The sequence below is a fragment of the Prosthecobacter sp. GW821-HT29F12 genome (assembly GCF_058803405.1).
In genome coordinates this window covers 3,797,303-3,821,214 of record NZ_CM179517.1, presented here as the reverse complement: position 1 = coordinate 3,821,214, position 23,912 = coordinate 3,797,303, and the positions used below count along the sequence as shown (strand labels likewise).

19 protein-coding genes are annotated in these 23,912 nt (G+C 58.1%); 3 read left to right on the top strand and 16 right to left on the bottom strand.

The genetic code is table 11. The features are described 5' to 3' along the window. Positions 1 to 56 precede the first annotated feature (56 nt). Positions 57 to 1,634 carry a DEAD/DEAH box helicase gene (locus tag AC3RLQ_RS15740; protein WP_493038679.1) on the top strand — a complete coding sequence of 526 codons (1,578 nt, stop codon included), beginning with the start codon at positions 57 to 59 and terminating at the stop codon, positions 1,632 to 1,634. Here AC3RLQ_RS15740 and AC3RLQ_RS15735 read toward each other — a convergent pair. Next, on the bottom strand, positions 1,603 to 2,406 hold the full coding sequence (locus tag AC3RLQ_RS15735) for a glycosyltransferase family 2 protein (RefSeq protein ID WP_493038677.1): 804 nt from the start codon (positions 2,404 to 2,406) through the stop codon (positions 1,603 to 1,605). The genes AC3RLQ_RS15740 and AC3RLQ_RS15735 overlap by 32 nt on opposite strands. Positions 2,407 to 2,479: 73 nt before the next feature. Between AC3RLQ_RS15735 and AC3RLQ_RS15730 the strand changes: the two genes are divergently transcribed. Next, positions 2,480 to 3,916 (top strand): O-antigen ligase family protein, encoded by a 1,437-nt coding sequence (locus AC3RLQ_RS15730; RefSeq protein ID WP_493038675.1) that lies wholly within the window; start codon positions 2,480 to 2,482, stop codon positions 3,914 to 3,916. Here AC3RLQ_RS15730 and AC3RLQ_RS15725 read toward each other — a convergent pair whose 3' ends face one another. The 10 genes from AC3RLQ_RS15725 to AC3RLQ_RS15680 form a co-directional block, all read right to left on the bottom strand. After that, a complete protein-coding gene (locus tag AC3RLQ_RS15725) occupies positions 3,917 to 4,582 on the bottom strand; it encodes a response regulator (RefSeq protein ID WP_493038673.1) in 666 nt (221 codons plus the stop codon). Between the two features lie 132 nt (positions 4,583 to 4,714). Next, positions 4,715 to 5,881 carry an acyltransferase family protein gene (locus AC3RLQ_RS15720; protein ID WP_493038671.1) on the bottom strand — a complete coding sequence of 389 codons (1,167 nt, stop codon included), beginning with the start codon at positions 5,879 to 5,881 and terminating at the stop codon, positions 4,715 to 4,717. Then, positions 5,871 to 7,271: a glycosyltransferase family 4 protein gene (locus AC3RLQ_RS15715; RefSeq protein WP_493038669.1), complete on the bottom strand. Its 1,401-nt coding sequence runs from the start codon at positions 7,269 to 7,271 to the stop codon at positions 5,871 to 5,873. The genes AC3RLQ_RS15720 and AC3RLQ_RS15715 overlap by 11 nt, the downstream gene beginning before the upstream one ends. After that, on the bottom strand, positions 7,268 to 8,344 hold the full coding sequence (locus AC3RLQ_RS15710; protein ID WP_493038667.1) for a polysaccharide biosynthesis/export family protein: 1,077 nt from the start codon (positions 8,342 to 8,344) through the stop codon (positions 7,268 to 7,270). The genes AC3RLQ_RS15715 and AC3RLQ_RS15710 overlap by 4 nt, the downstream gene beginning before the upstream one ends. A 63-nt stretch (positions 8,345 to 8,407) precedes the next feature. Further along, entirely contained in the window at positions 8,408 to 9,088 is a 681-nt protein-coding gene (locus tag AC3RLQ_RS15705; RefSeq protein WP_493038665.1) for a response regulator, read from the bottom strand. 50 nt (positions 9,089 to 9,138) lie between these two features. Beyond that, positions 9,139 to 12,174, bottom strand: a complete 3,036-nt coding sequence (locus AC3RLQ_RS15700; protein WP_493038663.1) for an SLBB domain-containing protein — start codon at positions 12,172 to 12,174, stop codon at positions 9,139 to 9,141. Positions 12,175 to 12,179: 5 nt separating this feature from the next. Continuing rightward, a complete protein-coding gene (locus tag AC3RLQ_RS15695; RefSeq protein ID WP_493038661.1) occupies positions 12,180 to 13,118 on the bottom strand; it encodes an ExeA family protein in 939 nt (312 codons plus the stop codon). Continuing rightward, entirely contained in the window at positions 13,078 to 14,235 is a 1,158-nt protein-coding gene (locus AC3RLQ_RS15690) for a glycosyltransferase family 4 protein (protein WP_493038659.1), read from the bottom strand. The genes AC3RLQ_RS15695 and AC3RLQ_RS15690 overlap by 41 nt, the downstream gene beginning before the upstream one ends. Further along, entirely contained in the window at positions 14,232 to 15,713 is a 1,482-nt protein-coding gene (locus tag AC3RLQ_RS15685) for a WecB/TagA/CpsF family glycosyltransferase (protein ID WP_493038657.1), read from the bottom strand. Before AC3RLQ_RS15685 ends, AC3RLQ_RS15690 begins: the two co-directional genes overlap by 4 nt. Beyond that, positions 15,700 to 16,929: a glycosyltransferase gene (locus tag AC3RLQ_RS15680; RefSeq protein ID WP_493038655.1), complete on the bottom strand. Its 1,230-nt coding sequence runs from the start codon at positions 16,927 to 16,929 to the stop codon at positions 15,700 to 15,702. The genes AC3RLQ_RS15685 and AC3RLQ_RS15680 overlap by 14 nt, the downstream gene beginning before the upstream one ends. A gap of 157 nt (positions 16,930 to 17,086) precedes the next feature. On the opposite strand from AC3RLQ_RS15680, the gene AC3RLQ_RS15675 reads away from it, so the two are divergent. Next, a complete protein-coding gene (locus AC3RLQ_RS15675) occupies positions 17,087 to 17,827 on the top strand; it encodes an IS5 family transposase (RefSeq protein ID WP_493031932.1) in 741 nt (246 codons plus the stop codon). A 17-nt stretch (positions 17,828 to 17,844) separates the two neighbouring features. Here the strand turns inward: AC3RLQ_RS15675 and AC3RLQ_RS15670 are convergent, their stop codons facing one another. From AC3RLQ_RS15670 to AC3RLQ_RS15650, 5 genes are read right to left on the bottom strand one after another with little or no spacing between them, the layout of a single operon-like run. Further along, complete coding sequence (locus AC3RLQ_RS15670; protein WP_493038653.1) at positions 17,845 to 18,909, bottom strand: hypothetical protein; 1,065 nt, start codon at positions 18,907 to 18,909, stop codon at positions 17,845 to 17,847. Continuing rightward, on the bottom strand, positions 18,906 to 20,129 hold the full coding sequence (locus AC3RLQ_RS15665) for a glycosyltransferase family 4 protein (RefSeq protein ID WP_493038651.1): 1,224 nt from the start codon (positions 20,127 to 20,129) through the stop codon (positions 18,906 to 18,908). Before AC3RLQ_RS15665 ends, AC3RLQ_RS15670 begins: the two co-directional genes overlap by 4 nt. Then, positions 20,126 to 21,001, bottom strand: a complete 876-nt coding sequence (locus AC3RLQ_RS15660; protein WP_493038649.1) for a glycosyltransferase family 2 protein — start codon at positions 20,999 to 21,001, stop codon at positions 20,126 to 20,128. Before AC3RLQ_RS15660 ends, AC3RLQ_RS15665 begins: the two co-directional genes overlap by 4 nt. Next, entirely contained in the window at positions 20,998 to 22,296 is a 1,299-nt protein-coding gene (locus AC3RLQ_RS15655) for a glycosyltransferase family 4 protein (RefSeq protein ID WP_493038647.1), read from the bottom strand. Before AC3RLQ_RS15655 ends, AC3RLQ_RS15660 begins: the two co-directional genes overlap by 4 nt. Positions 22,297 to 22,300: 4 nt before the next feature. Beyond that, a complete protein-coding gene (locus tag AC3RLQ_RS15650) occupies positions 22,301 to 23,869 on the bottom strand; it encodes a lipopolysaccharide biosynthesis protein (protein ID WP_493038645.1) in 1,569 nt (522 codons plus the stop codon). Positions 23,870 to 23,912: the final 43 nt, after the last annotated feature.

Sequence of the window (23,912 nt, the reverse complement as noted above, 5' to 3'; positions counted from 1 at the left end):
GCAGACCCGAACACGCCCCGAAGAAACCCTCCCTTTTCAGCCGCTTTAAAGCAGGTTTGAAACGCGTCATCGGCGGAGACAAGAAGAAGGAGGCGACCCATGCTCCAGCCAAAGACCCTGGCCATTCGAAAGAACATCATCCGGCCACCATTCACGCGCACAAGCGTCCGCATGACGACAAGCCGCGTGAACACGCCCCCCGTCAGCCGCGCGAGCAAGCCGCTCGTCAGCCGCGTGAAGGCCGGCCACCCCGTGAGCGTGGTGACCGTCCGGAACGCCCAGAGCGCCAGGAGCGTGATGGCCGCCGCGGCCCACCGCGTGGGCGGGAGCGTGATGACAAGCGTCCGCCGCGTGGTCCCCGTGAGGACAAGCCAGAACGTGTGAATTACACCTCGGTGGCACCGCCTGCGCCGCCGCCTGTGCCTGAAGGCCCCTACCCGGAAGCCTTTGAAGTGCTGGGGCTCTCTCCAGCGGTGCTGGCCGCCGTGCGTGAAACGGGCTACACCACGCCCACGACCATTCAGGAAAAATCCATCCCCATCATTCTCATGGGCAAAGATGTGATCGGTGCTTCGCAGACCGGCACAGGTAAGACGGCAGCCTTCGCGCTGCCCACGCTGACTCGCATGGGCGCTCCAGGAAAATTCCGTGTTCTCGTCCTCGAACCGGTCCGCGAACTCGCTGCGCAGGTGGTCGAACAATTTGAAAAATATGGCAAGCACACGGGGCTCCGTGTTCTCCTTGTCCATGGCGGCGTTGGTTATGACAAGCAACGCAAGGGGTTGCAGGAAGGTGTCGATATCGTTGTTGCCACCCCGGGACGTCTGCTTGATTTCATGCAGGAGGGCATCGCTGACCTTCGCGGCATTGAAGTGCTGATTCTCGATGAAGTCGATCGCATGCTCGACATGGGATTCCTTCCTGACGTGCGCCGCATCGTTGAAAAGACACCGCCTGCACGCCAGACGCTGTTTTTCTCAGCCACGATGCCGCCGCAGATCAAGAGCCTCGCGGATTTTGCGCTCAAAGATCCTGAAAGCGTCGAAGTGGGCATTCGCTTCTCCGCAGCAGAGACCGTGAGCCACTACATGTATCCGGTGGCCAGCGACCAGCGCATGGAACTGCTGCTGGCGATCCTGAAGCAGACCCATTTCGAGAGCGTCATGATCTTCACCCGCACCAAGGTGCAGGCCGACCAGATCTACTCCGCGCTCAACCAACTCAACGAATACAAGGTGGCCGTCATGCACTCCGACATCGGCCAGCGTGATCGTGAGCGCGCCCTGCAGGGCTTCCGCAACGGTGAATTCGAAATCATCGTGGCAACGGATCTGGCCGCGCGTGGTCTCGATGTCAGCGGCGTGACCCATGTGATCAACTACATGGTACCCGAGCATTCGGAAGACTATGTCCACCGCATCGGCCGTACCGGCCGTGCGCAGAAGGAAGGCGATGCCTTTACCCTCTTCGCCGCTGATGAGCTCATGAACGTGGCCTCCATCGAGCGTCTGATCAGTCAGAAGATCGAGCGCAGGAAGCTTGAAGGATTCAACTACAAGTACACGACTGCCCTGGACGACGAAGATCGCGCACGCGCCATCCTCACCGGCCGGAAAAAGAAGAAGCGACGGTAAAGCGCATGAAAGCCCAGGCTTTGAGCCGCTCGTAATGCAAAGCGGGCGGCGCTGAGTCTGGCCGGCGAATGAACAACGCCCGCAGCATCTGCTGCAGGCTGCGCGGGACGCCAAGCCATGTGACCCGGAGCTTGTAGCGGCGTGCGAACTGAAACACCAGCTGCGCAAACTCGAAGGTGCGGTCATGGCCGCTGCGCTCATAGCTGAAGCGCAGAGCCAGCCGTTTGCAAATGTGGCCACGCTGCAGCTGCTCAATGGCCCAGGCGTAGTCTTCGGCGGTGATCAGGCTTTCATCGAATGGGACAGTCGTCCACGCCTTGCGGCGGATCATACCCATGCTGTTGCTGTAAATGGAACCAAACTTGAGGCCCTTGGCGCGGAGTTCATCCCAAGTGATGGCGTTGCTGTAGAATGGATCGTTGTCCCACTTGGCGCTGACGCAAGCGACGCGGGGATCTTCAAAGGCGGCGAGCATGCGTTCCACAGCGTCATCGTCATCCAGGGTGGTGTGCGAGCTCAGCACCAGCACGAGATCTGTGTGCAGATGCCTGAGGCCGTGATTGAGCACGCGCGCATGATGGTAGGGCCGGGACCATGCAATCACCCGGCCTCCCGCTTGAGTGATCAGCGAGGCAGAATCATCCGTGCTGCCGGTGTCCACACCGAGAATGAAAAGGGGGCGGATGGTTTGCGCCTGCAGTCGTTGCAGCACACGAGGAAGAGTGGCTGCGGAGTTCTTGAAACGGATGAGGACACCGATGGTGGGACGCATGCTGGAGAAGAGGTGAGTGGAAATCTAAATGCGTGAGGAAGTGTTGGCTCCCCCCTCAATCGGGGGCGGTGAGATGATGCGTTGTCAGGGTTTGATTTCAGCTGTGAAGGATCTTTTCAAACTCTTGATTGCCCTGCTGCTCTACGGCGGTTTTGCGCCGTTGCTCGGGGTGATGATGGCATCGCGGCGCGCCTGGCAGCGGGCGTTGTTTGGGCTGATGATTTTCATGCCCACACTGCAGCCGGGAAGATTCACACTGATGATCGGCAGCATCGAGAAGTACCGCGGGCATACCAAGGGCTATGAGGTTTCTCTAATTGAGGTGTTTGCCATCGCCTTGATCATCGCCGTGGCGCAAAGTCCGCGAGATCCGGCGCTGCCGCCGCGCAAAGGGTGGCCGCCAGGAACATGGCTTTATGCATTGTGGACGGTGGTGGGATTGCTCTCCGTAGCGAATGCCTGGGATGCCTCGATGGCGTGGATGGCCTTTTCACGATTTGGCAAAGGCACACTGATCTTCGTGGCGGCGGCGATGTACCTGCGTGATGAGAAAGACCTGCGTGCTGCGCTGACCGGGCTCGGGCTCAGTCTGGTAGTGCAGGCCTGGATCTGCATGAAGATGCGTTACCTGGAAGGTTACTTTCAGATCAAGGGCTGGTTTGAGCATCAGAACCCCATGTCCATGTGGGCGTACATGACGGCCTGTGTGGTTTTTGCCGCCGCTTTGCACAAGGAAGTGAAGGGGCGCCTGCTGTGGCTATGTCTGGCCGCATTTGGCGGGGCGGGGCTGTGCGTGCTGCTTTCGGTTTCACGAGCGGCACTGGCAGCGTATGCCGTGGGGGCTGCCATCGTGCTTGGCATGGCATGGCTGCGCGGCCCCGGGGTGCGCACAGCCTTGTTTTCTGTGATGGGGGTGGTGGGGGCCGTGCTGGTGATGATGTTTGCCATGGACTCGCTCAATTCACGACTCAAGGAGGTCAAGGAGAGCAAGGAAAAGAACGCGGAGGACCTGCGCCCGGTACTCAACCGCCAGTGCCTGGCGATGCTGCACGATTACCCGCTGCTGGGCATCGGGTGGAACAATTACGGCATCGCCAACAGCCGTCCGCTGGGCGCGAAATACAGCGCTATTTTAGAGGAGTGGGACGCCGAGCGCGGCTTTGCCATTGTGGACGAACTTTACTGGGGGAATCCGCTGACAGAAAGCCTCTACTACCTGCTGCTGGCGGAGAATGGATGGCTGGGCTGGTCGTTGTTTCTGCTCTTTGAGGCAGTCACGCTTTGGTGCGCCTTCAGAGCGTGGCTTTACTTTGGGAAAAGCCTGATGGGCTATGTCGCTTTCGGCATTCTCGTGGCGCTGTCCATCTGCTACCTGCATGGGACGGTGGAGCGCATTCTGACGCAGACGAAGAACCTGTCTCACTGGCTCATGCTGGCCGGGATGGTGTCCGGGATGGAGATGAGCCGCAGAGCGGCAGTCCGAAGCAAGAAGCAGCTGCGTGTGCGCTGATCAGAAGGCAAGGGCCGGTCCCTGCTGATTGCGGACATATTTGAGCACGGCTTCGGTGCGTGATCTGACCTTGAGCTTGTGATAGATCGTCTTCAAATAATCACGCACGGTTTCATAGCTGATGCCCATCTCGTAGGCGGCTTCTTTGGCGCTCAGACCTTTCACAAACAGACCCAGCAGTTCATCTTCGCGGTGGGTGATGCCGGGAATGCGGGGCTGGACCTTGGACGCTTTGGTTTGGAATGCTGAGATCACCACGCGTGAAATGGCTGGACTCAGCGGACCTCCGCCGAGCGCTGCGGCGCGCACGGCTTCAAGCAGATGTTCGACAGGTGCGGTCTTCAAAACGTAGCCGCAGGCGCCGGCCTTCAGCGCGGCGAAGACTTGGTGCGGGGTGTCATCGCCGGTGAGCATGACAAAAGCCGTGGCAGGCATGTGGGATTCGAGCATGCTCAAGCAATCAATGCCGGTCTTTCCGGGCAGCTTCATGTCGAGCAGCACTACATCCGGCCTGGAGTCCAAGATGGATGCCACGGCCTGCTCGGCGTTGTTGAAAACATTCAAAAGTTCAAAGCCATGCTCTGGTGTCAGAAGCTTTTTCAGAAGCGCCTGGAAATGCGGATCATCCTCGACGCAGGCGACACGAATGAAGGGTGGGGTGCTCATGATTTTGGAAGCTCAAAAAGGAACACTGGAATTGTGTTACAATGGTACGCTCCGAACGAAACCGGCAGACCGCAAGCCGGGCCGTTTCAAATCAGGCTTTGGAGGCAAGAATGAATCGAGGTTTAGGCTTTGCTAAGCGTGATTCAACTCCAATGCGCCCGATTGCTTATGCTGTTCTGATTTCGCGCTGCTACCGAGACGGCGTCTCAGGCGTAAGAAGGGCTTTTCGACCCACTGATGCATCATCCAGGAGGCCGCAAGTGTGAGGAGAAATGCAAGCGTTCCACGCAGAAGCATGAGTGAGAAATGGCTCATGCCCGCCGGTGAAGGCAGCCTGTGAGCGACGAGGGACAACAGCAGCGCGTGGGTCAGATAAAAGGCATACGAAAGCACGCCGAGCCGGCTCACCCAGCGCCAGTTCAAGAAACGCAGGGGCAGGGCGTCGGAGTAACGGATGACGGCGATGAAGACAGGCATCAGGGCCAGGCCTTGAAGAGTGTAACGCCAAGTCTCGCGAAATGGGACGCTACGGATGACGAAGGTGACCATGAGAAGCGCGAGACAGGAGGGTAGCAGCAGCCAGAGCCAGTGACTGCGTCGAATGCGGGTGGGATCCAAGGCGGGATTTCCCCAGACGGCGAGAGCACAGCCGAAGAGCAGTCCATCAAGCCGCGTGTCCGTGGCATGGCAGGTGCGTGGATGGTGAGCTGAGCCGGAGTTCAGATCAATGGCGGAGAATTGATGCACCAGCAGCATGCGCCATGCGAGCACTGCGGCGCAGAGGGTCATCAGCAGGGCGAACTGATGCCGACGTTCCGGCATGAAGCGACGCATGGCGAGATAGAGGAAAGGAAAGAGCAGGTAGAAATGCTCTTCCACGGCAAGTGACCAGAGGATCTCCGTGGCGGGTGGCTGCACGCCACCGAAGATCTCCCAATAGTTGGCAGCGAAGAGAGCCTGTGCCGTCAATGCCTGGCCATGGAAGCCGCCTGGCAAAACACTCAGGGCTGCGAGCAGGGCAATGACAGCCAAGATCAGATAAAACGGCGGGAGGATGCGCAGGGTGCGACGCAGGAAGAACTGGCGGAGATTGGCACTTCCATGCTTTTCGCATTCCATCCGCAGCAGGGTGGTGATGAGGTAGCCGCTGAGAAAGAAGAAGACGGTGACTCCGAACAAGCCGGGAACCACATGGGAGAGACCGGCATGGCTGAGAAAGACGATCAAGATGGCCACAGCGCGCATGCCATCCAGCGAAGGGATGTGAAACGCGCCCTGGGTGGGTACTTTAAAAGCCATGGTCTGGAATGAGCAGAGGTTGAGGCATGGGCTGCAGCGACTCTTCAGAATCGACTGTCTGGCTCGCAAAGCCCATGGGGGTGCCCCAGTCGGGTTTGGCTGCACGCTGGCCCAGCACCCAGCGATAGACTTCATGGATCTGTACTGCCTTGGCCTCCCAGGAGTAATATTTGCGAACGTGTGCCTGCGCGAGCTCGCCTGCGCTGTGCAGTTGCGCAGGATCTTCGCGCAGCTCCGTGAGCAGCTGGCGCAGGCGGGTGACGATGTCTTCACGAGTGGTCATGGGAAGCACGTAGCCGGTTCCTGGTGGAACGAGCTCGGGCGGGCCGCCGTGATCCAGCACCACGGCTGGGATTCCCAAGGCCATGGCTTCCAAAACGACGCCGCCGCCGAATTCACGAATGCTGGGGAATACGAAGAGATCGCTCTCACGAAGGCGGGCGCCGAGCTGGGCGTGCGGAATCCAGCCGTCCATGCAAACGCCGGCGGTGATGTTCTCGCTTTGCGCCATGGCTTGCAGACGCTCGCGTTCGGGACCGTCGCCAATGATGTCGAGATGTAACGCGCCACTGCGAATCAATGGGGCGGCGGCGGCGATGAGCATGTCCACGCCTTTCAGTGCTACGAGGCGTCCGACAAAGGAGATGCGGAGCGGCTTGGACGGATCTGTGACGGCGGGTGCTTTGGGCGTGAGCGGAAATTTTTCCAAATCGACTGCGTTCTCGGGCATGAAGACGCAGCGGCTGCGAAGCTGTGCGGGCATTTCATGGAGGGTCGTGCGTGAAGCGGTGAGAATGGCGTGCGCGGATTCACGCGTTTGTTTCAAGCCTTGTGAGAAACGGTAGAATGCACGCAGGCGGCCAGCGCCATCGCGTTCCTGCTGACGCAAATCATCAAAGCCCTGCGGCCATGGCACTCCGCCATTCAATGGTCCCAGCACGAAGGGGACGCCGATCTTTTTCAGCCTAGGCGCGATCCAGCTTGCGGTGGTGGGGGAGAGGGGCAGCAGGCGGTGCACGAGATCGAATTCGCCAGCGCGCAGCCTGGGGCCGAAGGTCTGCCAGAGTTTGCGCTCGAAGAATGGATAAACGAGATTGGAGAGCACGGCGTAGAGGCTCCAGCTGAAGCTTCCTTTGCGACTGAACTTTGTGGCCAGACTCCACGAGAGGTGCTGCAGGCGGCGGTTGTTGATGGCGGTGAAGTCGGTGCCTTCCACCATGCCGGCGCGAAGAAAATCATCGCGATTGCGCCACTCGGTGACGATGTGGGCATCGGACTGCGCGGCGATGGCTTTTGCGCAGGACCAGCCGACCAGTGCAGCGCTGGTGAGCGTCGGATTGGCTGCCTCGGCGATGATGAGAGGGCGTATGCGGCGAGGAGAGGTGGTCATTGTGTGGAGCTGGAGGAGCCGATGTTGATGTTCAAACCAATGGGGGCGGCATGCTTTGCTCCGGCGGCGTTGCCTTCATTGGCCGCCACCAGACGCGTGAAGGTATTGACCGCATCATGCAAAAAGCCGCCGGGGGACAAGCTGCCACTGCCGGGCACATAGACGATGTCTCCGGGTTCCAGACGCACATTGGTGGCTTTGCCCTGGATGATGTCTCTGGCATTGACCGTGGCGATTTTGGGCTCGGTCAGTGAGCCTCGCACAATGGTGACATGGGTGAGATCTGCATCAGGTCGGATGCCGAGACCGCGACCTAGAGCGGTGATCAAGTTCATCTCGTTCATGAAGCCCACAGGTCTGGGGGCGGTGACTGCTCCCAAAACGTAGACTTCGTTGGTCATTGAAGACGGGAGATAAATGAAGTCATCGGGCTCAAGATAGATGTTTTGACTGAGATCACCGTCACGAATGAGCTTTTGAAAATCGACGGGCAGCGTTTTACCGCCGCGAATGAGAAAGCTGTGGCTGAGGTCGGCCAGTTCTTCGGTGGTGCCGGTAAAGCTTGAGGCGAAAAGACCTCCGGCCTGCGTGACCGCGTCTAATACACGCATGGGCCGTTTCAAAGGCAAGATGCCCGGAGCATTGACGCGCCCCAGCACCCATACCCGCTGGCTGCTGACCTCACGCAGTGTCAGCGAGACCTGTGGCTGCTTGTAGTAGCGTGTGAGCATTTTTTCCATTTCCTCGCGGAGCTGCGTAGTCGGCTTACCCTTCACATCGATGCCGGGAAGCAGGTCGAAGTAGAGCTTGCTGTCAGGCGTGACGAAGGTGTCTGCACGAGTGCCGGTTTCGCCGATGATTTCGATTTCCAGCTTGTCCCCCGGCCCGAGTGTGTAGGGTTTGGGTGAGGGCTTCAGCCACTCTGGGTGGATGGGTTCCTGGCGCTTGGTCTGCGTGAAGGCGGCATCCGTGGTTGTTTCCTGTGCACGGGCATCAAATTTTTTCTGCTCCTTCATCAGGGAGCAGGCATTGAGCAGCAGAAAGCAGCAGGGGAGCAGAGCGGTGAATCTCATGCGCAAACATCCTTGCTGCATAATCCGTCGACAATCCCCGCAGCTGTGGGGTTGGTGAAAACGCTACTTGGTTTGATCCAAGTATTTGATCACGGCCTCGGTGCGGGAACGCACGTGCAGCTTGGCATACACCGACTTGAGGTAGTCGCGCACAGTGGCGTAGCTGATGCCCAGTTTGTCAGACACTTCCTTTGGCACCATGCCCTCGGCAAGCATTTCGAGAATCTGGCATTCCCGAGGTGTGAGACCCGGCATGCGTTTGCGCACGGTTTTCGCCGGGTTTTGAAACGACTGGATGAGGAGAAGGGCGATTTCCTGGCTGAGCGGGGCACCGCCAGCGCTTGCTTGAAGGATGCCGGCGATGATCTCGGATGGTTTTGAACTCTTTAACAAATAGCCACTGGCACCTGCACGCAGCGCCGCGAACACCCTTTGTGAATCATCATGAATCGTGAGCACCACAAATGCCGTGGCAGGCATGCGCGGTGCGAGATGACGGATCAGATCCATGCCGCACATGTGGGGAAGCTCCAGATCCACGACAACCACATCGGGCCGCGTTTCGAGCAGAGGTTTCGCAGCGGCTTCCGCGCTTTCCCAAGCTCCGGCAAACGCCAGCTGGCCTCCTGGTTTGCTGATGAGCTTCTTTAGAAACAGTCGAAGAGTCGGATCGTCTTCGATGACAGCCACTTGCAGAATGCGATTGGCGGCAGGTGTTGCAGCAGGCTCCAGAGTGGCGATCATGAATCCAATTAACTGAGGGAAATATTGTGCAGCAAATACGTGAACCTTTACTAGCGTAGCTGTGGCAGGATCGGCTGCTGAATGTAGGGGCCGATGTTGGCGCGGGTCCAGCCTGATACGGCACCTTGAAGGAAGGCATTGATCGCCATGTGGAGCAGTTCTTCGGCACGAGCCCAGGGCTTGTCCGCGACAAACAGGATGTCCTTTGGTTCGAGGCGAAAACCCTTGGCGCGCGCGGTGAGCACGTCCTCCATATCCACCACGAAGCGTTCGGGCTTTTCAAAGGAGCCGCGCACCACGAGCACCCGCCGCGTGTAGGCCTTCGGTGTGAAGCCTCCCGCCTGGGCGATGGCGCTGTGGACGGAAGTGTGGGCCAGCAGACCTTGAGTGCCCTGCATCTTTACATCGCCGAGCACATAGATTTCGTTGGAGTTGGAGGAAGGGAAGTAGAGGTAATCCCCCGGCTCAACACGGGCGTTCTGCTTCATGTCGCCGTGCAGAAAGAGCGCCTCCAAATTGACCGGCAAACGGGTCTGCCCGCGCATGACGAAACTGCGGCCGAGGTCTGCGAGTTCCACGGTGTTCTGCTGAAACAAGCCGGTTTCCAAACCACCGGCTTCAGCCACCACTTCGAGAATGGTGAGAGGGCGGTCCAGATTGATGGCCCCTTTTTTCACCACCTTTCCGAGAACATAGACTTTACGGCTCTGAAAAGTGGATGGAGTGACCACCACGCGGGCGTTGCGGTAGTAGCGCCGCAGTTCGGTGACCAGTTTTTCGCGCAGTTGATCCAGGCTCAATCCAGACGCCTGGATGTCGCGTGCCTGCATGTAGGTCAGTTTGCCATCCGGGCCGACCGGCACTTCCTTGCGCTCGAGACCTTCAAAACCGGGCATGTTGATGTTCACCGCATCTCCTGGGCCGAGTGGGAGGTCTGTCTGCGCCCAGGCTGAGGAAAAACTGCTTAGCAAAAGGGCGAACGCCCCAAAGCGAGCCAGTGCGGCGGGGCGCAACTCTGGTGCGCGGTCGAGCAAGGCGGCGATGAGTCTGCAACCCGCGTCACGATACATGCGCAGGGTATCCTGAACCTTTTGTACCAGACATTTTCCGCTGGAACCTGCCCAGATGAGATTGGGAAGCTGCTCAGCAATCAGCAATGCTTCCGGTTGTTCCACAGATGGGAGTTCGATGAGGATCACCACGCCCGGCAGTGTTCGCCAGTGTGCGAGTGCTGCCTGCCATTGCTGTCTCTGTGAGGGAGTCCATTCCCATTGTTCATCCATGCCAATGCGGTATGGGCGGTCGGTGATTTCTCGTGTGATCTTTCCGGGACGTTCAGGTTGATCCACGGCTGCGGTGAGCGTGAGGGCATCCTCGGTGAGCTCTCGTGTGATCATGATGCAAGCCAGACCACGCTGGATGGCGGCATCAGCCAGCAGTCCGATCAGGCGGAAGGCTGCGTTGTCCTCAGCGGCATGCAACACACCGCAGATCATGGCACCGCCACTGGTGGACATTTGCAGCATGGGCTGCAGCCTTGTCCAGGTGCGGAAGGCCCAGGACTCTTCATTTTCAGTGGGTGAATCAAGCTTCAATGGCAGTGCTCCCAGAACAGGAAGACCGGTGGCGCGTTTCAAATCACCGCTGCTGCGGATGTAGCCGTCAAGCAGTGTCAGGACTACAACGATGGCGGCCACCAGCAGAGCACCACCGCCAAATCCACCGGCGCCAGCCATGATGAGTTTTTGTGTTGGCTTTACCGTGCTTACGTCCTGTGCACGTGACATGGAAAACAGCCGGAAGTAGCCTTGCGAATTCTCTTCGTAGAGAGCTGCTTCGCGCTGACGTCCGGCCAGCAGGGCGCGGGAGGTCTCCAGAGTCTGCTTGCGGGATTTGATGTGGGCGTATTCCATGGCCTGGCGTGGAAGCAGTGCCAGGCGTTGATTGATTCCTTCACGCACTGCAAGGAGCTTCGTCAGCTGGTCGCCCATCACCTGCTTTTCAGAGCGCAGACGCACGAGGTCGAGGTATAAACTTTCCGCCACATTGCTTTCGCCGGGTTTGGGCGGTGCATCGGTGCGCATGCCGGAAGATTGCATCTGCTGCTCCAAGGAGTGGAGCTTTTCCATGGATTCGACCACGGCGGGATGCTCGTCGGTGTATCGAACCCGCAGGTCGGCGAGTTCTTTTTTGGCGGTGTCTACTCTTGCTGCATTGGTGTCCACCTTGCCCAGTTCTCGCTCAATACCCAGAATGCGTACGTCGAGGGTGTCGTGGTCGAGCTTCAAGGTCTCATACTTCAGCGTGAAATTGCCCAGTTCAGCCAACCATGCATCCATCTGCTTGTCGGCATCAAGGAGATGGGACTGGCGGCCATAGGCCAGCAGTTCTTCATTAACCTTGAGCAAATCGGCATCGGTGCGCTCAATCTGCTTTTGCAGGAAGGCCTTCATGTTTGAAGCATCGCTGCGCTGAAGCTCCCGTGAGAGCTGGAGCACGGTCTCGGTATAGGCCTTCAGCATCTCGAGCACGGCGTCGGCGCTGACATTCGAGGTCATGCTGATGTTCACAATGTCGGTGTTGCGTTCAGCTGCGACGATCAATCCTGAACGAATCGCACTCTCTTCATAGCGATGGTCCAACTGGATGCCTGTGGCAGCGATGGTGGCGCCCGAGTACATGAGCGACATGAGCGTCGGAATCGTGAGATCCGTCGGTTTGAACGATTCCCCAGAATCCGACTGTCTGAAGGCGGAGGCGAGCTGCTGTTTGATGATCTGGGATTTGACGGTGTAAAGAGTTTCAAACCGCAGCCAGCCCACTGCCAGCATTGCCGCAGAGAAGATCAAACCTGCCAGCAACATCAGCCACCAACGACGGATGAGGGCGTCGATCACACGAAGTGGATCGAATGGGAGTTTGATGGAAGGCGCTGCAGGTTCGGCGGATGCTGCCGCCGACATTGCAGAGGTGGGGAGTTCCAAGGGCTCGATGAGCGCGGGGGCCTCACGCTGCCGGGGAACAACCGGGCTGCTGATGCCGCGTTTGCGATTGATCGCAGTCAGGCTGAAGGAAGTTGGAGGCACTGCGTTCATGAGACACAGGAAAGAGCCGTGGAGATGCCGAGCAACTGGTCCTGGCGATACAAATCACAGGCTACATCATGCAGGATCTGCGTGGTGACGATGGTGCTGCTAGATGCCCAGGCATGTTCCAGGCACAGTTTCGCAGTGCGGTTGATCTCGCGCGGAATACCGCGGGTCATATGATGCAACTGAATCAATGCATCAGCTTCGAACACTGAGCCGTCGGCATGGCCGGCTGCTTTCAAACGATGTTCCACGAAGTTTGCAGTGTCTGACTCGGCCAAAGGCATCAGATGAAATCTTAGTCCGATGCGTTGCTGGATAGCCTGATTGCTGTTTACCAGCCTGCGCAGCGGGGGCTGGCCGATCAGCAGCAGAGTCAGCAGTGGGCGCCCAGCGCCGTTGAAATTGGTCAGCCAGCCGAGCTGTCTGAGGGTTTCTTCAGGCATGTCCTGCGCTTCATCGAGCAGAATGATGACGTGCCGGCCCCGATCAGCCGCGTTTTCACAGAGGGCTTTCATGTGTTCGCAGCGGCGAAACCTGCCTTCGGGCAGATGATCTGCCTCTGGATCGAGCTGAGAGAGGATGGATTGCAGCAGTTCATCAAAGCTGAATCCTGAATTTTCACAGCTCACGACAATAAAGGAGCATGGATCCAGGCTCTGAGCCAAAACAGCACTGGTGAGCGTCTTGCCGCAGCCGATGTCGCCTGTCAGCATGCCCAGGTTCATGGTTTTTTCGCTGGCAAGGTAGAGCAGACGATCAAGGGCCTCTTGATGCTGGGGACTGCGATAATAAAAACGCGTGTCCCATGTGGCCTCAAAGGGTTTTGCGTCGAGCTGCCAATGATGAAGAAAGTCGGACATGTTTCGTGGAGAAACTTCTGCTCCGATACCCCTACCCTCAACCCCCCCAACTGCGGGAACCTGTGAAGGGTTTTTCATAGACCTCCATGACGCGTTTGGCATTGTCGTCCCAATTGAAGCGTCGGGCATTTTGCAGACCCGCCGGAATCAGGGCCTCCCGTTTTTCGCGATGCGAAGCGACTTCCAGCAGAGCCTGAGCCATGTCGCCGACATCTTCGGGGTTAATGATGCGGGCGGCATTGCCGACGACTTCACCCAGCGAGCCGCATTTCGAAGTGATGACAGGGCAGCCGCAGGCCATGGCCTCGATCGGCGGCAGGCCGAATCCTTCAAACAAGGAAGGGTAAACCATGGTGGAGGCCGCACGGTACAAATCAGGCAGCACGGCGTCTTCGACAAACCCAAGGAAACGAATGTCCTTGGCGTGGCGGGAATCCCGCGCTGCCGCGTGAATGTGTTCCGCGCCATGCCAGTCGCTGCCTGCCAACACAAGCTGCCAAGGTGAACCGGTGCTGGTTTTGAACTGATCAAAGGCCTCAATGAGACGAGAGTGATTTTTGGCCGGATGCTCGAGCCGCGACACATAAAGAAAGAAAGGCTCCTGCAACTGCCAGCGCAGTGCCACCTGGGCACAGGCAGCGGCGCGGTCTCCTGGATTGAAACGGGCGTGGTCAATGCCATTGAGAATCACGTTCTGTTTTTGGACCGGCACGCCAAAGTAGTGCTCAATGTCCTGGGCGGTGCTGGTGCTGACCGCAATGATGCCATTCTGCCTGCGGGCAAGATGCTTCACGATGACCCGGCCGTAAATCATGCGGGCGAGGTCGTACTTTTTTTTCACGTGAAACGGGGCAAGGTCATGAATGGTGGAGACGAGGTGACAGTGTGCAGTATGCACCATGCGGCGGTAGCTGGGCACGTGCAGCACATCGATCTGCTGCCTGTCCAGCCAACGCGGCAGCACCTGCTGATGCCACCAGATGTTTCGCACGGCGGGACGCCATTGCTCGTCGACCGGGACTATCTCCATTCTTCCCCGCGCAAATTCGAACAAAGGCAGATCCTGCGCCAGGGCGAGGATGTGAAATTTGACCACGTCGGTGTAAGGCAGGAGCGCCTTGGTGAGGGCCAGTACGTACTGTGCCACGCCTGTTTTGCCGCGCTGGATGACGCTGGTGGAAATCGCGATTTTCATGATGCGAGAAGATGTTCCATTTGTTCGTGACGCAGGGATTCATGCACGACCGGGCTGGCATTGGTGAAGCGCAGGTGGATGTGCTGGCTGGTGGCATGATCCTTCAAGCGGGTCATCAGGCCCAGGCCGCCGCTGTCCATGAGCTGAACTCCGTGCAGATCAATGACGACTGGATTGCGGGCATCAGCAGCATTCTGGATGACTCCGAGTGCGCCACGCCAGAGACCATCCACACTGCTGGTGGTGACGGCGCCGCTCCAGTCGAGATGCAGTGGCACGGTCTTGATGGGAGGAGGAGAAGCAGGTGCGCTGGCATTCAAGATTTTGTTCAGCGCCTCTTCACGGCTGGCTGCCTGAGTGAAGATGGAGTTCAACCGGGTCATTTGCAGCAGTTTGAGTATCGCGGGGGAGACGGTGGACAGCACCAACTGCTTGCCCGACTGGCGACAGCGTTTTTGCATGCGCATCATCAGGCCAAGTCCGGTGCTGTCGATGAACTGAGTTCGGCCGCAGTCGATGATGATGCCTTCTTCTGGGCCTTCGAGGCTGTTCATCCAAGCCTGCTCAATGACGCGCACCTCGGCTGCATCCAGCCGTTCCGGGCAGAAAAGTTCCGGAACGTTCGAAAGCTGTATATCCGAGGCTTTGGCAGGTGTTGGAATGGGTGGTGTGGCGACCGGGATGGTGCGCCTGCTGCTGCGGGTCAGCCACCACTGTTTGACAATCGTCAGTCCGAATACCACGAAATCCGTGGCGTAGCGTTTGAACAGACGCCGTGGCTCCTGCAGCAGCCGGTACAGCCATTCGAGTCCGATCTTTTGCATCCAGAGTGGAGCGCGCTGCATGTGGCCGGCAAGAAAGTCGATCGTGGCTCCGACGCCGATCGTTACCGGTGCTCCGGCACGCTGGAAGTTCATGGCGATCCACTTTTCCTGTTTGGGACAGCCGAAGGACACAAAGAGCAAATCTGGATTGGTGCTGTGAATATCAGCGCAAATGGTTGCATGATCCATTTCATGCAGCGGCTTGAACGGTGGAGACATGACGCCCGCAATTTTAAGGCTTGGATGGCGTTCCTGGACAACCTGTACTGCCTTCTCCGCCACCTCTTTCTTCCCGCCGAGAAAATACACGCTCCAGTTTTTTTCTTCTGCGAGAGCCAGGAGCTTTGGAACGAGGTCAGAACCAGCCACGCGTTCTGGAAGCGCATTGCCGAGCCAGCGCGAGGCCCAGACAAGGGGCATGCCATCGCATACCACGAGATGTGCATCGAGCAAAATGCGTCGCAGATCTTCGTCATACATGGCGAGCGCGGTGAAATCGACATTTGCGGTAGCGATGTAATGAGGTTTGCGCGAGGCAATCATTCCGGAGATGGCCTCCAGAGTCTGATCAGTCGTCACGTTGTCGAACGGGACGCCGAGCATGGACAACGACGGTCCGCTGCGTGGTGTGAATGCTGCTTCAGTTGTGTTCATGGGAGTTCTTTGCCGGCTGGAAATGCTGTGAGTAGTAGCTGCTGAGCTGCTGACCCAGACCGGGCCAGCCAAAGCGTCCGCGACAGGTCTGCATGCCGCGCTCCTCGATTTTCTGGCGCAGCGCTTCGTCATGGAGCATGCGCTCGGTGTAGTGTGCGAACATTTCAGGGGTGTCAGCCAGGAGAATGTCCGTGCCATGGGCCAGATTCAGGCCCTGCGCGCCGATGGTGGTGCTGATCACCGGAGTCCCCATCGCCATGCTTTCCGGAATCTTGAGCCTGGTGCCGCCGCCAATGCGCAGCGGCACGATCTGCGCCCAGGCACGACGATACCATGGCCGCACATCCGGAACGCCGCCTGTCACGGTGACGTCTGGCAGTCTGCTGTAAGCTTTGACTTCTTCGGTCGGTGATTTGCCAACAATCAACACCTGCAGGTCTGGCACCAGCTTTTTCAGACGCGGGTGAATTTCACCAAAATACCAGCGCAGGGCATCCACGTTCGGCATGTAGTCCATGGCGCCGCAATAAAGAACCGTGGGTGCTGCATCTCGGGAGACCTCTGCGGAATTGGGGCTGAAGTAGTCGAGATCGACCCCGTTCGTAACCACTTCTACTGGCACATGGGTGCTCACCTGGGAGCGGATGAAAGTCTCGTCATCCGGGCCGCACACCACCTGCACAGAACTGCGGCGGGCGACCTTGTGCTCGAACCGGCGCAGCTTCCAGACCTGCTCGCGGTAAAGGAGGGATGATTTGATGCCTTTGGGCATGCGCGCGTACTGCTCCTTCTGAAACTGCAGATCCACCCGACTGCGGTCCACGCTCAGCGGTATCTCCAAATGGTCTTTGAGGAAGTACTGCGCCATGACGATGTCGCACACATGCACCATGTCGTATTCATTTTGGTCGAGCATGTTGCCGATGGTGTCGGCAAGCTGAGGCAACCACCAGTGACGGATTGTCGTTGGCAGAGAGTTGAAAAGACGGTCGGGAAACAAGCTTGGCCATGGTGGATGCTCGAAAGGAACGAAGACCACCTTGCGGCAGAAGCTTTCGAAGATGCCGCGATGCTCCACGCGCTCGCCCTTTTCGGAGAGCGCAATCAAATCGATCGTGTGATTTTTGGCCAGCTCACGCAGCAGATGAAACACCCGCTGATAGGTGCCGCGGTCGATCGGGTAGGGGATGTAAGGGTAAACAACCAGGATGTGCATGAGCAGGGAGAACTGCACGTACCAAAGCTGAAATCATGAACGAATGCATCGCCCGCAAGTGGGGGGAAATGGACCTAGGCGGTGTTTGAAAACCCTCGATTGCCCAAGGAAAGCATTTGTGGCATGAGAGAAAACCGATGAAAACACAACGCTTTGCATGGTGGGAGCCGCTCAAAAAGCGACTCAAAAAAATGGTGCTTTGAACATTGGCGGCCGTCCGCGAGCGTCGCTGGATCTTGTTCTTGAAGGCTTGTTTTACCGGCTGCGCAACGCGGGTCCTTGGCGTGACCTGCCCGAATGTTTTGGTCCTTGGCGCACCATCTATGGCTGGCATCGGCAGTGGGCGCGCGAAGGTCTCTGGAAGCGCATGCTCACCATGGTCTCCCGCAAAACCAGGAACCGCATCAGGCTTGTGGATGGCACGCATGTGGTGGTTCATCAGTGTGCTGCAAATCCTGCAGGTGGCGCAGACAAGCAGGCCATGGGCAAAACGCGAGGAGGCCGCAATACCAAGATCATGGCCCTTACTGATGGGCGGGGGCTTGCAGTGAACCTGCTGCTCATCGCAGGACAGGCCTATGAAGGGCACCATGTTCTGCCGCTGCTGGGAAACCCTGCAGGGCTGTGCGTGGTTGGCGACAAAGGCTTCGACAGTGACAAGCTACGTCAGCAGCTTCAACTGCTCGGGGCAACCCATTGCATTCCACGCAGAGCCAGATGTGGAATCCAGCGCAAGGTCAGCCGTAAACTTTACCGACAGCGCTATCGCATTGAGAACTACTTCTGCCGTCTGAAGCGCTGGGCTTGTGCCAGCACTCGGCGAGACAAACTCGCCGCACATTTCCTCTCGCTCATCGAGTTTGCTGCCGTCATCGACTGGCTTCAATACGGCCGATGAGGGTTTTCAAACACCGCCTAGTTAAACCGGTTCCAAAGCGCCGCGTACTGCTGGATGGCAGACGGGGTGGCGTGGCGTTTAGTCCAAAGCATTGTCACCAGCTCATGGAGGAGATGCTCACGAGGATAACGGGTGATGCTTGATGGTATGTCTCGTGCGCGGAGATGGATGAACACGTTTTTCCACAACGGTACTTCAGGGCACTTGTTGGTCTTGCAGGTGGTATAATCCACAGGTGTTGACAACTTGATTTCCAAGCGGCGGCTTTCGAGCTGGAGAAAGATATTCTGGGCGAGCTGAGACAGCGCCGAATGCTGCTGGCGCAATTCGTCGCGCGTGTGGGGTGAGCGCTGAGGATGCAACTTAAACTCCACTCCTGCGGCATGATGAGAAATGAGGGAGGGATCGACTGCGGCTAGCTCCAGAAGCCTGCGGTGGCGTTCTCGGCAGCTCCAATGATAAAGGCCAGCCATCGTCAACACGACATCACCGAGGGCCAGCTGTGCCTTGGCGAGATTACGCCCGACAAAATCGGCGTCTGCGGCGCTGAACTGTTCCTGGGCGAGTCTTTCATTGGCAAACAACAGACCGGAGCAGCGATTGAAGAGGAGCCGTGTGGCTTCATGCAAAGGAATGCGGCTGGCGTCGCGGTGGTGTTCGCATCCGGCGAAAAGGTTGTCTCCGCCGATGATCCAACGATGTCCCATGACCAGATCGTAGTAGAACATGCTGACATGGCTGCGGCGGAGACGTGCGGTAGAAAGAATTTTGAACTCGACATCCAGACCAACCGCATGAGAGAGCGACACCGCGAGCTTGTGCAATGCGGCTTTGAAGAGACGATCATTGATCAATGTGCTGCCGCGGACAAACACGAAGAATTCCATGTCGTTGTAGGGCAGGTCCTGGCCATGTTCGCGCAGTACGCCGCCTTCGCCACGGCCATAGCCGCCGGCAAGCGCAAGGCCTTCGAGTTTGCCCGCCGGGACGATGCGTTCAACACCAGCACGCACGTGAGTGCAGGTTACAGCCAGGTGCTGCTCCAACTTGTCACTGCCATCGATGGTGAAGCGGGCACTCATGCTGGAATGGATTCACGCAGGTATTGCTCAACCTGATCAACGATGGGAGCCATGGCAAAGCGCTCATGAACCTCATGGTAGCCTGTCTGGGCGATGAGCGTGCGCAAATGGTCCTCGGTTTGCAGAAGCAGGATGCGCTCGGCCAACTGAGTGGCGGCTCCAGCATCATAGGTGACGGCGTTCTGACAGTGGCGGAAGAGTTCGCGGCTGCCGCCGGTCATGGTGCCGATGACCGGCAACCCGCAGGCCATGGCTTCAAGTGGGGTGAGTGCAAATGGCTCCTCCCATTCGGATGTGAAAAGCAGGGCATCATGTGCGCGATAGACATCAGGCATTTCTACGGGCGTGGCACTGTGCCATGTGACCGGGAGGGAATTCCCCGCGGCGAAGTTTTTCAGCATGGCCACGTAGGCCTCGTCTCCTTTGCCATAGACATGCAGTTCGCCTGCAAAAGAACTTTTGATGAGCAGGAGTGCACGCAGAGCCGTCAAAATGCCTTTGTCTTCGGCGAGACGTCCGACCCAGAGCCAGTTTTTCGGAGAACGGGTTATTGGTGTGCCTGTAAAATGCTGGGTATCCACCGGGCAGTGGATGACGCCGCCATGCATCACATCGTAGCCCTGCTGAGCTGTGAGCTCGCGCAGGCGGGCGCTGGTGAAATAGAGGCGTTTGAAACGGATTTCGGACACGGGGCTGGTGGGAGCAATTTCATCACAGCGCCGACGGACTCCGCACAGGGTCCAAAGCATGCGCTGCACGCGTGATGCGAATGATCCCTGGCTGCGATTCCACCAGTCGAGCCAGACATCACCCGTGAGACTGCGCAAAATCCAGTGATCACTGACATCATAGACTGTCGGTACACCGCTGCGCTGAAGGGTGAGGCAGAGCGACTTGGACAGGCCTCCCATGCACCAGACATGGACGACATCAGGCCGCAGTATGGTTAGTGCCTCACGCACGATTTGATTGTTGTGCAGTTCGAGATGCTTGAGCGCATTCAATCCCAACCACGGGTGACCATAGTAGCCGTGAATGCGCAGACTTCGATCGACGTGAGGTTCCGCGAGAGGACGGCTGCCTTGCACTCCATGATTGGAAGTGATCACATGCACGTCATGGCCGCGCAGCCGCAGCGCGTCAGTGATTGCAGCGCAGCGCAGTTCATAACCGCCAACGTAGTGAGGTGGATAGAGATTGGTAAGAACGAGAATTTTCATGAGGACACCTCCTGCTGTTCACGCCATCCCTGGTGAAAGCCTGCCAGCTTGCCCCGGCGCTGCTGCCAGCGAATGCGCATGGCGTGAGCGATCTCATGCAGGCGACCATGGGTGATGCACCAGCGCAAGTCATGCCGCACATCGTTGAGCCAGCCGAGGAAGACAGTTTGGGGCCAGTTGAAGACGCCCGGTCGCTGAGACCATGCCTTGCCAATGGCGCGGGCGTCTCCGAAGGAGCGTTTCCAGCTTTGCTGCGGTGTGTAGTTGTGGCTGTGCATCACCACGGACTCCTGGAGGTAAGACACCTTGTAGCCCTGCGCCCGGCACCAGCGTGTGTACTCGTCATCTTCAGCGTATTGAAGGTCTTCGCGAAAGCCTCGCTGCTGCCATACGTCTTTGCGCAACCCGCTGCTGACCATGCTGAAAAAGTGATCCCAGTGCGCGGATTCACGTTCAGACCCAAAGCAGCGGTCGTAGTCACAGGCAAACACCGCCTGGCAGTCGGGGCGTGGAATCTGCCGACCGAAACACGCGGCGACGCGGGAATCCGCGAGTGTTTCTGCGAGCGGCCTCAGCCAGTGATTGTTTTGGGGCGTTGCATCGGCGTTGAGAAAGATGACGCGTTCTGCGCTGGCGAGACGCATGCCGTGATTCATCACGCGGCTGGGATTGTACTCCTGAGGCGTGATTTGGATGAAGTGTGCAGGATTGGCAGCACGGATCAGCTCCTGGGAGCCGTCAGTCGAGCCACTGTCGATGATGATCAGTTCCAGGTTCTGCCAGTTCTGCGAAGCAAGAGCGGGCAATGTTTCTTTCAGCGCCCAGGCTTCATTGAAGGAGCGAATGACGATGCTGATGAGAGGATCACTCATGACAGTTTGGTGGCGAACTGAACTGCTGGGCGGTGAGTTTGACTTTTAGAGCCTTTAAGGTTTTTCGCTTCGACCAATTCTTCGTAAACCCGAGCGACACGAGCGGCGACAGTGGGCACATCATATTCGGCGCGGACATGATCCAGAGCCTCTGAACTGAGGTGACGATGGAGCTTGTTGTTCATCATGAGGGTGTCGATGCCTGAGTGAAAATCGGCGGTCTGATCAACATCGTAGAGCAGCCCTGTCCGACCATGCTCGATCAGCGATGCGGGGCCCGAAGTGCGTGAAGAGAGCACCGGAGTGCCGGCAGCCCAGGCCTCAAGGATGACGATGCCGAATGGTTCGGCGGTCGAACAAAGGACGAACAGACGTGCAGACTGGACAAGGCCGATCAATTCAGCACAGCCTGATTCAAGTCCGCCAGTGAGAAGGATGTCATTGCTCAAGCCCAAACGGGCGATCTCGCGATGGAGTTCTTCGACGACGGCCTGCGTGGTCCCAGCCCCGATGAGCACGAGCATGGCACGTGGATGACGTCGTTTGATGGCCGGAAGCTGTCGCACGAGCCATGGCAAGTTCTTGGCAGGATCAAGACGGGCGACTTTGACGATGAGATCTCGGTCGGCGATCTGCGGGTAGGCTTTGAGCGCGGCCGCGCGGCTGTCCACCGCGTACTGGGCGGCGGGAACTGAGTGTGGCTGCACGATGATGCGCTGCCGGGGATATTTTGCCTGCAGCAGGGCTGCTTCACGAGGATTGCAGGTGAAGACGGCATCCGTGTTTTGCAGCACATGGCGGCTGCGCACGAGCGCGCCGAGGGGCTTGCCCCATTCGAAGCCACCTTTCAGTGGAGCGGTGAGCTGGGCATTCACTTCATCAGGAATATCGAGTGCACCTCCGTGCAAGGTGATGACATGAGGGACGCCGAGAGTTCTTGCTGCCATCAGGCTGATGCCAGCGATTCGATTGAGTGCATGTGAGTGCATCACCTTTGAACCGCTGGCCCGCAGCTGCCGGAAGAGCTCAAACGAAAACAGATTGCCGCCCCATGAAACCAGCGCATCGCGCTTTGCGGCGGAAATTCCCAGCACGGGAACAAAGGCCCGATAGCGCTGAATTTTGGCGCCTGCATCGCGCAGTGGGTCGGCGCCGCTATGACTGGCGTTTTCTGGAGCATGCACCATGGACGAAATGCCGTGTATTTGCAGGCCTTGAACAAGACGTTGCACGGCAGTCTCGGTACCGCCCCACTGGGCCGGATCGTATTTGCGGAGAATGTGGGATGTTTGCATGAGATCACGCGGCCTGAAGCGCGGGTGGATTTTTTCGGAAGGGGGCGGGAAATCGTGAGCGGAGCATCTGGCGCTCTGAAGCAGTCAATGACCAGCACCACACGCAAAGGAGGGAGGTGAGTCCGCCTGCGCTTCCCATGAGGAGAATGCGCAGCCAGGTGTTCTCGATCTGCAGGTCTGGGAAGAACAGCGGTGCGCCCAGAATGAGTGCGGATGGAATGCAGGCAAGCCAGCTTGGCAGCACCGTTTCACGAAACAACTGCCATGGGTGGAGGCTTACATCCCGGGCCACCCAGGGCCAGAGCAGGCACCAGCCGAAGAAGAGGGTAGGAATGAGCGAGCCCACCGCCACGCTGACCACGTTTTTAAATATCAGCGCCAGGGTGATGCTCAATGCGAGATTCACCGCCGCTTCTCCAAGGCCCAGCCACATGAGGCGCCGCTCATGGCCGGACATCATGTAGATGCGTTTGCTGACGCTGTGAGTGAGCGCTGAACTGTAGAACCAGAGAAGCAGCACCTGGGCGACCTGCCAGGTTTCAGTGGCGATGTGCTTGTCTCCCGTGAGCACTTTGAGCAGGGGCTCCAGCTCAAAGGCGCAGAGTACATACAGCGGTGTGGCGATGATGGTGCTCCACCGAGTGCCGCGCTGCAGCAGATCCCGCAGCGCAGAGTGGTCACCGGTGGCATGAAGATGTGCCGCTGCGGGTGACAAGGTGTCCTGCAATTGCTTGGTGAACTGAGCAAACACCTCGGCGACTTTGGCCCCGGCCTGATAGATGGCCACAGCACCGATGGAAAGAGTGGCTCCAAGCACCAGCTGGTCTGTTTTTCCCAAGACGATGTTGGTGGCAGTGCTGATGTAGGCGAAGATGGAGAAGCCCATCGTTTCACGCATGATGGACTTTGAAAACAAGCCCGGCCGCAGCTTCACCTCTGGCATGTGGCGCAGGGCGAAGAAGGCGGATACAAGATCTGGTGCCAGTGCAAAAAACAATGCCGTGAGCATGATGGCCAGCAGGCCCCAGCCTGCGTAAACGGCCCAAGCAATAACGGCCATGCGCAGGAGCATGGCCGTTGTGATGATGTTGTTGACGGTGCTGATGCGCTGCTGACCCCGCAGTATCTCCGGGAAAATGCCCAGAGGGAACGCGAGGCCGATGGCGGCGAAGAAGACGATCAGCACGATGCGAAATTCAGCATGATTGGCAGCGGAAACCCCAAAGGCGTGCACGATCTCATCGGCCCCGAGCGCCACTGTGGCCGCCATGAGAGCGGCAACGCCGAGATAAAAGAAAAGGATGGTGCTCAGCACCTGGCTGAGCTTGTGCCATTCACCTTTGACCGACAGTTCGGCGACACGTTTTTGCGCGGCAAAACCAAATCCAAAATCCAACAAGATGCCGTAACCGAAAACGCTCCAGAGCAGAGACCAAAAGCCAAACGATTCGCGCGGAAGAGCCTGGTACAACAACCGAAAAGTAACCAGTCCAACAACGATGCCGACAAAAGTGCGCAGGTAGTTGGAGATGGCGTTGCTCCAAATGTTTTGTTTGACGGTGTCGTAGGTCATCGTGAGGCCAAAAATCTCGCGGTGAGTCCTGCGCTCAACAATC

What these genes read in the sequence shown, in the direction of transcription:
- AC3RLQ_RS15735 (WP_493038677.1), bottom strand. Translation starts at nt 2,406, where the DNA reads ATGCGTCCCACCATCGGTGTCCTCATCCGTTTCAAGAACTCCGCAGCC.
- AC3RLQ_RS15730 (WP_493038675.1), top strand. Translation starts at nt 2,480, where the DNA reads ATGATGCGTTGTCAGGGTTTGATTTCAGCTGTGAAGGATCTTTTCAAA.
- AC3RLQ_RS15725 (WP_493038673.1), bottom strand. Translation starts at nt 4,582, where the DNA reads ATGAGCACCCCACCCTTCATTCGTGTCGCCTGCGTCGAGGATGATCCG.
- AC3RLQ_RS15720 (WP_493038671.1), bottom strand. Translation starts at nt 5,881, where the DNA reads ATGGCTTTTAAAGTACCCACCCAGGGCGCGTTTCACATCCCTTCGCTG.
- AC3RLQ_RS15715 (WP_493038669.1), bottom strand. Translation starts at nt 7,271, where the DNA reads ATGACCACCTCTCCTCGCCGCATACGCCCTCTCATCATCGCCGAGGCA.
- AC3RLQ_RS15710 (WP_493038667.1), bottom strand. Translation starts at nt 8,344, where the DNA reads ATGAGATTCACCGCTCTGCTCCCCTGCTGCTTTCTGCTGCTCAATGCC.
- AC3RLQ_RS15705 (WP_493038665.1), bottom strand. Translation starts at nt 9,088, where the DNA reads ATGATCGCCACTCTGGAGCCTGCTGCAACACCTGCCGCCAATCGCATT.
- AC3RLQ_RS15695 (WP_493038661.1), bottom strand. Translation starts at nt 13,118, where the DNA reads ATGAAAAACCCTTCACAGGTTCCCGCAGTTGGGGGGGTTGAGGGTAGG.
- AC3RLQ_RS15690 (WP_493038659.1), bottom strand. Translation starts at nt 14,235, where the DNA reads ATGAAAATCGCGATTTCCACCAGCGTCATCCAGCGCGGCAAAACAGGC.
- AC3RLQ_RS15685 (WP_493038657.1), bottom strand. Translation starts at nt 15,713, where the DNA reads ATGAACACAACTGAAGCAGCATTCACACCACGCAGCGGACCGTCGTTG.
- AC3RLQ_RS15680 (WP_493038655.1), bottom strand. Translation starts at nt 16,929, where the DNA reads ATGCACATCCTGGTTGTTTACCCTTACATCCCCTACCCGATCGACCGC.
- AC3RLQ_RS15675 (WP_493031932.1), top strand. Translation starts at nt 17,087, where the DNA reads ATGGTGGGAGCCGCTCAAAAAGCGACTCAAAAAAATGGTGCTTTGAAC.
- AC3RLQ_RS15670 (WP_493038653.1), bottom strand. Translation starts at nt 18,909, where the DNA reads ATGAGTGCCCGCTTCACCATCGATGGCAGTGACAAGTTGGAGCAGCAC.
- AC3RLQ_RS15665 (WP_493038651.1), bottom strand. Translation starts at nt 20,129, where the DNA reads ATGAAAATTCTCGTTCTTACCAATCTCTATCCACCTCACTACGTTGGC.
- AC3RLQ_RS15660 (WP_493038649.1), bottom strand. Translation starts at nt 21,001, where the DNA reads ATGAGTGATCCTCTCATCAGCATCGTCATTCGCTCCTTCAATGAAGCC.
- AC3RLQ_RS15655 (WP_493038647.1), bottom strand. Translation starts at nt 22,296, where the DNA reads ATGCAAACATCCCACATTCTCCGCAAATACGATCCGGCCCAGTGGGGC.
- AC3RLQ_RS15650 (WP_493038645.1), bottom strand. Translation starts at nt 23,869, where the DNA reads ATGACCTACGACACCGTCAAACAAAACATTTGGAGCAACGCCATCTCC.